The 7922-nt window shown below is 71.0% G+C and carries 11 protein-coding genes; 9 read left to right on the top strand and 2 right to left on the bottom strand.

Annotated elements, in window-relative coordinates; all coding sequences use genetic code 11:
* A partial coding sequence (locus Q0L54_RS08735; protein ID WP_296667258.1) for an endonuclease/exonuclease/phosphatase family protein occupies positions 1–193 on the bottom strand: 193 nt, incomplete at its 3' end.
* Between the two features lie 51 nt (positions 194–244).
* Here Q0L54_RS08735 and Q0L54_RS08740 point away from each other — a divergent pair.
* From Q0L54_RS08740 to Q0L54_RS08755, 4 genes are read left to right on the top strand one after another with little or no spacing between them, the layout of a single operon-like run.
* Positions 245–1009 carry an SDR family NAD(P)-dependent oxidoreductase gene (locus tag Q0L54_RS08740; RefSeq protein ID WP_296667260.1) on the top strand — a complete coding sequence of 255 codons (765 nt, stop codon included), beginning with the start codon at positions 245–247 and terminating at the stop codon, positions 1007–1009.
* A gap of 33 nt (positions 1010–1042) precedes the next feature.
* On the top strand, positions 1043–1609 hold the full coding sequence (gene pyrE, locus Q0L54_RS08745; RefSeq protein WP_296667263.1) for an orotate phosphoribosyltransferase: 567 nt from the start codon (positions 1043–1045) through the stop codon (positions 1607–1609).
* A gap of 16 nt (positions 1610–1625) precedes the next feature.
* Positions 1626–2564 (top strand): hypothetical protein, encoded by a 939-nt coding sequence (locus tag Q0L54_RS08750; protein WP_296667265.1) that lies wholly within the window; start codon positions 1626–1628, stop codon positions 2562–2564.
* 57 nt (positions 2565–2621) lie between these two features.
* On the top strand, positions 2622–3179 hold the full coding sequence (locus tag Q0L54_RS08755; RefSeq protein WP_296667268.1) for a LemA family protein: 558 nt from the start codon (positions 2622–2624) through the stop codon (positions 3177–3179).
* 27 nt (positions 3180–3206) lie between these two features.
* On the opposite strand, the gene Q0L54_RS08760 is transcribed toward Q0L54_RS08755, so the two are convergent.
* On the bottom strand, positions 3207–3920 hold the full coding sequence (locus Q0L54_RS08760; RefSeq protein WP_296667271.1) for a VTT domain-containing protein: 714 nt from the start codon (positions 3918–3920) through the stop codon (positions 3207–3209).
* Between the two features lie 86 nt (positions 3921–4006).
* On the opposite strand from Q0L54_RS08760, the gene purT reads away from it, so the two are divergent.
* The 5 genes from purT to Q0L54_RS08785 form a co-directional block, all read left to right on the top strand.
* On the top strand, positions 4007–5212 hold the full coding sequence (gene purT, locus Q0L54_RS08765) for a formate-dependent phosphoribosylglycinamide formyltransferase (RefSeq protein WP_296667273.1): 1206 nt from the start codon (positions 4007–4009) through the stop codon (positions 5210–5212).
* Between the two features lie 41 nt (positions 5213–5253).
* Positions 5254–5856, top strand: a complete 603-nt coding sequence (locus tag Q0L54_RS08770; protein WP_296667280.1) for a TrmH family RNA methyltransferase — start codon at positions 5254–5256, stop codon at positions 5854–5856.
* Positions 5849–6082, top strand: coding sequence for a hypothetical protein (locus Q0L54_RS08775; protein WP_296667275.1), 234 nt, complete (start codon positions 5849–5851; stop codon positions 6080–6082). Before Q0L54_RS08770 ends, Q0L54_RS08775 begins: the two co-directional genes overlap by 8 nt.
* Before the next feature lie 70 nt (positions 6083–6152).
* Entirely contained in the window at positions 6153–7223 is a 1071-nt protein-coding gene (fbaA, locus tag Q0L54_RS08780) for a class II fructose-bisphosphate aldolase (RefSeq protein ID WP_296667282.1), read from the top strand.
* A 167-nt stretch (positions 7224–7390) separates the two neighbouring features.
* The coding region (locus Q0L54_RS08785) for an adenylosuccinate synthetase (protein WP_296667277.1) at positions 7391–7922 on the top strand (532 nt) is incomplete at its 3' end.

Consider the following 7922-nt stretch of genomic DNA (forward strand, 5'->3'; position numbering starts at 1 on the left):
CGCCGTTCCATTGGTTGAGGCCGTGGATCGCGAGCTCATAGCCGGCCGCCTCGAAGGCGGCACGCGGGAACTGCTCGGGCTTGCACTTGATCTCCTGCATCGCCAGCACATCCGTGTCGGAGCGCTCGAGCCAGTCGACCACGCGGTCGACGCGGGCGCGGATGGAGTTCACGTTCCAGGTGGCGAGGCGCATGGACCCAAAGTACCGGCGCGGGTGAGCGGCGCTCGCCGGTAGCCTCGGGGCATGGCCATCGCAATGGTGACGGGTGCCTCCGCCGGGCTCGGCGAGGAGTTCGCCTGGCAGCTCGCCACCGCGGGGCATGACGTGGTGCTCGTGGCTCGGTCGCGGGACCGGCTGAGCGAGGTCGCGCACCTCCTGCGGTCCGCGACCGGGCGGGAGGCGGAGGTGCTGCCCGCGGATCTGACCACCGAGGACGGCCGCGAGGCGGTCGCGGCGCGCCTGGCCGATGCGGCCGCTCCGGTGAGCCTGCTGATCAACAACGCCGGCCACGGCGCCGGCGTCGGCTTCACCGAGTCCACATGGGAACAGGAGCGAGCGCTGCTCGACATCCACGTCACCGCGCCGCTGCGACTGACCCACGCCGCGCTGCCCGGCATGATCGAGCGGGGTCACGGCGCGGTGCTCAATGTCGCGTCGATCGCCGCGCGGCTGTCCAACAGCACCTACGCCGCTCATAAGCGCTGGGTGGTGGAGTTCACGCAGGCCCTCGCGGGCCAGCTGGGTGGCACGGGAGTGACCGCCACCGTGGTGCTGCCCGGGCTGGTGCGCACCCGGTTCCACGACTCCGACGCCCTCAGCCACATGCGCCACGAGTTCCCGGATGCGGCGTGGCTCGACCCGGAGGGGGTGGTCGCGTCGGCGCTCGCGGCGGTCCGCCGCGGCCAGACGGTGGTGACGCCGTCCGCGCGGTACGCCGCCGCCGGGACGCTGCTGCGGGCCGTTCCCGACCGTCTCACCCGGGGCCGCCGCAGCATGCGGAGGGACTGAGCCCGCGCATCGTGCCCGGCTACGCTGGGCGCCATGACCACTGGCACCCCCCGCGAGCAGTTGCGCGATCTCATCACCGAGCTGGCCGTCGTGCACGGCCGCATCACCCTCGCCTCCGGCCGTGAGGCCGACTACTACGTCGACCTGCGCCGCATCACGCTGCACCACCGTGCAGCGCCGCTGGTGGGACACGTCATGCTCGATGCGCTCGAGGAGGCCGGGTTCGGACCGGCGGATGTCGACGCGATCGGCGGGCTCACCCTGGGTGCCGATCCGGTCGCCACCGCCGTGCTGCACGCGGCGGCGTCGCGCGGCCTCGGCCTCGACGCGTTCGTGGTGCGCAAGGAGTCGAAGGCGCACGGCCTCCAGCGCCGCATCGAGGGTCCCGAGGTCGCCGGGCGCCGCGTGGTCGCGGTCGAGGACACCTCGACCACCGGAGGTTCGGTGCTCACGGCCGTCGACGCGCTGCGCGAGGCGGGCGCGGAGGTGGTTGCGGTCGCCGTGATCGTGGACCGCGACACCGGCTCGAAGGAGCGCATCGAGGAGGCGGGGCTGCCGTACCTCTACCTCTACGGGCTCGACGACCTCGGGCTGGCGTGAGGCGAGCGATCGAACCATGACCAGGCGGCTCTCGACGGACGGCGTGATGCGCGTGGGCGCGGCCGTGCTGGTGGGCCTGGTGGTGGTGCTGTACGTGGTGGGCGCGGTCCCCGCGCCGGTGGCCTTCGCGCTGGGCGCGGTGGCGGTGCTGGGCCTGGCGGTCTGGGAGGGCGTGCTGGGTTTCCGGCATCGCAACGAGGCCGCCCGGTTCGCGCTCGAGCACGGCTGGGAGCACCTCCCGCGCACCGCGGCCTACTCGACCCGGTTCGGCGGCTATCCCTTCGACCTGGGCGGCCGCGCGTATCAGACGGACGTGCTGCGGGGCACCTACGCAGGGTGGCGGTGTGCGACCTTCACGCACGTGGTCGAACAGGATGTGGGCGCCGGCGACAACAAGAGCGAGACGCGCCAGACGTTCCAGGTGACGCTTGCCGAGCTTCCGGTGAACCTGCCGCGGCTCGACATCGTCCCGGAATCGCTGGCCACCCGCGCGGCGCAGGCCCTCGGGGCCGTCGACATCGACGTCGAGTCCCACGCGTTCAACGAGCGCTGGCGGGTGATCACCCGCGACCGCCGGTACGGCCACGACGTCATCGATCCGCGGATGATCGCGCGGCTGCTCGAGCACGACGTCGAGGGCCGCGCGGTACGGATCGACGGCGGCGCCGTGATGGTGTGGGGCGTGGGCCGCGAGGGAGTCTCGACCCTGTCGAGCCGGCTGGGCGTGGTGACCGGGATCGCGCGGCGGATCCCCCGGCACGTGCTGCGGCGGCTCGAGGAGCAGGGCCGCGCCATGCGCGACCCCGACGCCCCGCTCGTTGGCCCCGAGTGGGCCATCACCCCCGGAGCGCTGACGTCGGGACGCTACACGGGCATCGGCGCGGAGGAGTACGAGGCCGAGACCCACGGCCCGGGCGTCGCCGGCGACGCCGATCCGGACGAGGGCCGCGTGTGAGCCCTCCCGCGTGAGCGGGTTCATGGCTAGAGTCGACTCGGACGTCAGGAGAGACACATGGAATGGTTCCTCATCGGCCTCGGCATCGTGGCCGTCCTCATCATCCTCTGGGCGATCGCCGCCTACAACGGCCTGGTGCGCCTTCGGAACCTGGTGCAGGAGGCATGGCGTCAGATCGACGTCGAGCTGCAGCGCCGGCACGATCTGATCCCGAACCTGGTCGAGACGGTCAAGGGCTACGCGAAGCACGAGCGCGAGACGCTCGAGGCTGTCACACAGGCCCGCACCATCGCCGCGGCGCCGGGCTCGTCACCCGCCGAGCAGGCCGCTCAGGAGAACATCCTGACGCAGGCCCTGGGCCGGCTGTTCGCGGTCGCCGAGGCGTACCCGGACCTCAAGGCGAACCAGAACTTCATGCAGCTGCAGCAGGAGCTCACCAACACGGAGGACCGGATCGCCGCGGGGCGCCGCTTCTACAACGCAAACGTGCGCACCCTCAACACCCGGGTCGAGACGTTCCCGACGGTCATCATCGCGAACATGTTCGGCTTCCACCGCGAGGAGTACTTCGAGACCGACGACGCCGCGCGCGAGACGCCGAACGTCAAGTTCTGACGGTCCGGCACAGACGGGCCGGAGCCGCTACTCCGCCGCCGGCTCGGCGTCGGCGCCCGTGACCACGGCATCGTCCCCGCGCCGTGACTCCCGGCGATGCCGGAGCCACTCGACGCCGATGGGCACCACCGAGATGGCGACGATGGCGATCGCCGCGATCTCGAGGTTGTTCTTGACCACGTCGTAGCTGCCGAGCCAGTACCCCAGCAATGTCACGCCGACGCCCCAGGCGAACGCCCCGATCACGTTGTAGCGGATGAAGTGCCCGTAGTGCATGCGCCCGATGCCGGCGGCGACGGGGATGTACGTGCGGACGAAGGGCACGAACCGGCCGAGCACGATCGCGCGGCCGCCGTAGCGTTCGAAGAACGCGTGCGTCTGGGCGATGTGCTCCTGCTTGAACCACCGCGAGTCCGGCCTGTTGAAGATCGCCGGGCCCGCCTTGCGGCCGATGAGGTAGCCCAGCTGATCCCCGAGGAATGCGGCGAGGAAGAGCACCGTGCACGCCACCCACAGCGGCACGTGCAGCGCGCCGGTGCCCACGAACAGGCCCACCGTGAACAGCAGCGAGTCGCCTGGCAGGAACGGGAACAGCAGCCCCGTCTCGATGAGCACCACGAGGCACACGGCCGCGAGCGCCCAGACGCCCCAGCGGGCGATGAATCCCTCGATCATGGTCTCGGGGTCGAGCCAGCTCGGGCCCAGCGTGTGGACGGAGGCGGCGAGCGCGGTGACAGTCACGTCCGTCAGGGTACGCGCGCGAGTCTGAGATCCCGCTCAGAGTCCCCTGTGCATCGGTCCCGGCTCGGCTTTGCCAGGATGGAGGCATGACCGTCCGCCTCGGCACCCCCCACACTCCAACGGCTACCCGCGTCCTGCTGCTCGGCTCGGGTGAGCTGGGCAAGGAGGTGGCGATCGAACTGACCCGCCTGGGCGTCGAGGTGATCGCGGCCGATCGCTACCCGCACGCACCCGCGATGCAGGTCGCGCACCGCGCACACGTGGTCGACATGCTCGACCCGCACGCCTTGCGCGCGCTGCTCGACGCCGAACGTCCCGACATCGTGATCCCCGAGATCGAGGCGATCGCCACCGAGGTGCTCGCGGAGGTCGAGGCGATGGGGCTCGCCACCGTGATCCCCACCGCGCGCGCCACGATCCTCACCATGGATCGGGAGGGCATCCGCCGCCTCGCCGCCGAGGAGCTGGGACTGCCCACGTCGCCGTACCGGTTCGTCGACTCCCGCGGGGGACTCGCCGCGGCCGTCGCGGAGCTCGGGACGCCGTGCGTGGTGAAGCCCGTGATGTCCTCGTCGGGCAAGGGCCAGTCCGTGGTCCGCAGCGAGGAGGACGTCGACGCGGCCTGGACCTACGCGGTCGAGGGCGGCCGCGCCGGAGGCACCCGCGTCATCGTCGAGGGGTTCGTGGACTTCGACTACGAGATCACGCTGCTCACCGTCCGCCACACGGGCGGGGTGACGTTCCTCGACCCGATCGGCCACGTCCAGGTGGACGGCGACTACCGCGAGTCCTGGCAGCCGCAGGCGATGTCCGGCGCCGCCCTGGCGGAGGCGCGGCGCATCGCGGGCGCTGTCACCGAGAACCTGGGCGGACGCGGGGTGTTCGGCGTCGAGCTGTTCGTGCGCGGCGACCAGGTGCTGTTCTCCGAGGTGTCGCCGCGCCCGCACGATACGGGTCTCGTCACGCTCGCGTCGCAGGATCTCTCCGAGTTCGCGCTGCACGCGCGTGCCGTGCTGGGGCTGCCCGTGCCCGAGGTGCTCATGCTGGGTCCCTCCGCCTCGTGCGCCGTGCTCGCCGAGGGCACCGGGGTGCCGGTGTTCTCCCACGTGGACGATGCGGTGGCGGCGCCAGGCACGGACGTGCGCCTGTTCGGCAAGCCGCGCGTGGACGGCCGGCGGCGCGTGGCCGTGACGGTCGCCCGGGGTGAGGACGTGGACGATGCGCGGGCCACGGCGCGCGCCGCCGCCCGCGCGCTCGTCATCGAGCTGGTGGAGCCCGGGGGCGGCGCGTGACGGATGACCCCCCGGCAGGCGATGAGGCACCCACCTACGGCGTGGGGCCGTGGGTGGGAGCGTGGCCGGCCGACCCGCGCCTCGATCCTGACCTGCTGCGCGACGGCGACCGGCGCAACGTGGTCGACCGCTATCGGTACTGGCGTCACGACGCGATCGTCGCGGACCTCGACGCCCGCAGGCACCCGTTCCACGTGGCGATCGAGAACTGGCGTCACGACCTCAACATCGGCTCCGTGGTGCGCACCGCGAACGCGTTCCTCGCGCGCGAGGTGCACATCGTGGGCCACCGCCGCTGGAACCGTCGCGGCGCCATGGTGACGGACCGCTATCAGCACCTGCGCCATCACCCCCAGGTCGAGGACCTCGTGGCGTGGGCGGCGGGCGCGGGCGTGCCCGTGATCGGCATCGACAACCTTCCGGGCTCCGTCCCCCTCGAAACCTACGAGCTTCCGCGTGAGTGCGTCCTGGTGTTCGGTCAGGAGTCGGTGGGGCTGTCCGAGGCCATGCGCGAGGCCGCCGTCGCCACGCTGGCCATCGCGCAGTACGGCTCGACCCGCTCCATCAACGCGGGCGCGGCCGCCGCGATCGCGATGCACGCGTGGGTGCGCCACCATGGGGACCTGGAGGTGGGGCATGCCTGACGTGGATCCCGAGGACCTCGAGCCGTACCAGAAGCTGCACCGCGACGGCACGCTGTGGGCCCGCGGGCAGCACCACGAGGGCGCAATGCACGGCCACTGGGAGTTCTTCCGCAAGGACGGATCGCTCCTGCGGTCGGGATCCTTCGACCACGATCGTCAAGTCGGGGAGTGGACCACCTACGACCGCGCGGGAGCCCCGCACAAGGTGACGGACATGGGAGCGTGAGCCGCGCATCGTCCCTCCGGCCCCGACCGCCCGCGCACTAGGACCTTCGCCACGCCGGGGCATCCGATTTCTGACAGAATGGTCAGCGGTTCCATCCGCACAAGTTCAGGAGTTCGACATGGCCCTCGCCACCCCCGAGTCCTACAACGCGATGCTCGATGCCGCCAAGGCTGGCGGCTACGCGTTCCCCGCGATCAACATCACCTCGTCATCGACCATCACCGCTGCCATCCAGGGCTTCGCGGAGGCGGAGTCCGACGGCATCATCCAGGTCTCCGTGGGCGGCGGGCAGTACGCCTCCGGCGCCGCGATGGTCAAGGATCAGGTGGTGGGATCGCTCGCCCTCGCCGCGTATGCCCGCGAGGTCGCCGACAGCTACGGCGTCACCATCGCCCTGCACACCGACCACTGCCACGCCACCTATGTGGACAGCTGGCTGCGCCCGCTGCTCGCCGCGTCGACCGAGAAGGTCAAGGCCGGCGGCCTGCCCATCTTCCAGTCGCACATGTGGGACGGCTCGTCCGTGCCGATGGACGAGAACCTCGCGCTCGCGGCGGAGCTCCTCGAGCTCTCGGCGGCCGCCAACACGATCCTCGAGATCGAGATCGGCGTCGTCGGCGGCGAGGAGGACGGCCACGCGGCCGAGATCAACGAGAAGTTGTACACCACCGCCGAGGACGGCCTGAAGACGGTCGAGGCGCTCGGTACCGGCGAGAAGGGCCGCTACCTCACCGCGCTGACCTTCGGCAACGTGCACGGCGCGTACAAGCCGGGTGCGGTCAAGCTGCGCCCCGAGATCCTGGGCGACATCCAGGCCGAGGTGGGCGCCAAGGTGGGCAAGGACATGCCCTTCGACCTGGTGTTCCACGGCGGCTCGGGCTCGACGGCCGAGGAGATCGCGATCGCGGTCTCGCACGGCGTCATCAAGATGAACGTCGACACCGACACGCAGTACGCCTACACGCGTCCCGTGGTCGACCACATGTTGAAGAACTACGACGGCGTCCTCAAGGTCGACGGCGAGTGGGGCAACAAGAAGGCCTACGACCCGCGCGCCTGGGGCAAGCTGGCCGAGGCCGGCATGGCCGCCCGCGTGGTCGAGGCCTGCCAGCAGCTCGGCTCGTCCGGCAGGAAGATCTGATCCGATCGTGAGGGGGGCCTCCGCGGTCGTATGACCGCGGGGGCCCTCGCACGTTCGGGGGCGATGCGCGCTTCAGACGAGGCGCGCATCGCCCGATACATCAACCGGAGCTGCGCGCTCCGGGAGTTCAGAGGCCCGGCAGGGAGTGCGGGCGAGGGGAGGGCGTCATGCCCGGTGCAGTGATCGTGGGCGCCCAGTGGGGCGACGAGGGCAAGGGGAAGGCCACCGACCTCCTGGGCTCGCGCGTCGACTACGTGGTGAAGTTCAACGGCGGCAACAACGCCGGCCACACGGTGGTCATCGGCGACCAGAAGTTCGCGCTTCACCTGCTGCCGTCCGGCATCCTCACGCCGGGCTGCACACCCGTCATCGGCAATGGCGTCGTGGTCGACCTGCGCGTGCTGTTCCAGGAGCTCGACGCGCTGAACGAGCGCGGCGTCGACACCTCGGACCTGCTGGTGTCGAATGCGGCGCACATCATCGCTCCCTACGCTCGCACGCTCGACAACGTCACCGAGCGGTTCCTGGGCAGCCGCAAGATCGGCACCACGGGACGCGGCATCGGCCCGGCCTACGCCGACAAGATCAACCGCCTGGGCATCAGGATGGGCGATCTGTTCGACGAGCGCCTGCTTCACGACAAGATCGAGGGTGCGCTGGTCGCGAAGAATCACCTGCTGGTGAAGGTCTACAACCGCC

The organism is Demequina sp. (genome assembly GCF_024642165.1).
Taxonomy (GTDB): Bacteria; Actinomycetota; Actinomycetes; order Actinomycetales; family Demequinaceae; genus Demequina.

Coding starts and splice junctions, on each gene's coding strand:
- Q0L54_RS08740 (WP_296667260.1), top strand. CDS start 245: ATGGCCATCGCAATGGTGACGGGTGCCTCCGCCGGGCTCGGCGAGGAG.
- pyrE (WP_296667263.1), top strand. CDS start 1,043: ATGACCACTGGCACCCCCCGCGAGCAGTTGCGCGATCTCATCACCGAG.
- Q0L54_RS08750 (WP_296667265.1), top strand. CDS start 1,626: ATGACCAGGCGGCTCTCGACGGACGGCGTGATGCGCGTGGGCGCGGCC.
- Q0L54_RS08755 (WP_296667268.1), top strand. CDS start 2,622: ATGGAATGGTTCCTCATCGGCCTCGGCATCGTGGCCGTCCTCATCATC.
- purT (WP_296667273.1), top strand. CDS start 4,007: ATGACCGTCCGCCTCGGCACCCCCCACACTCCAACGGCTACCCGCGTC.
- Q0L54_RS08775 (WP_296667275.1), top strand. CDS start 5,849: ATGCCTGACGTGGATCCCGAGGACCTCGAGCCGTACCAGAAGCTGCAC.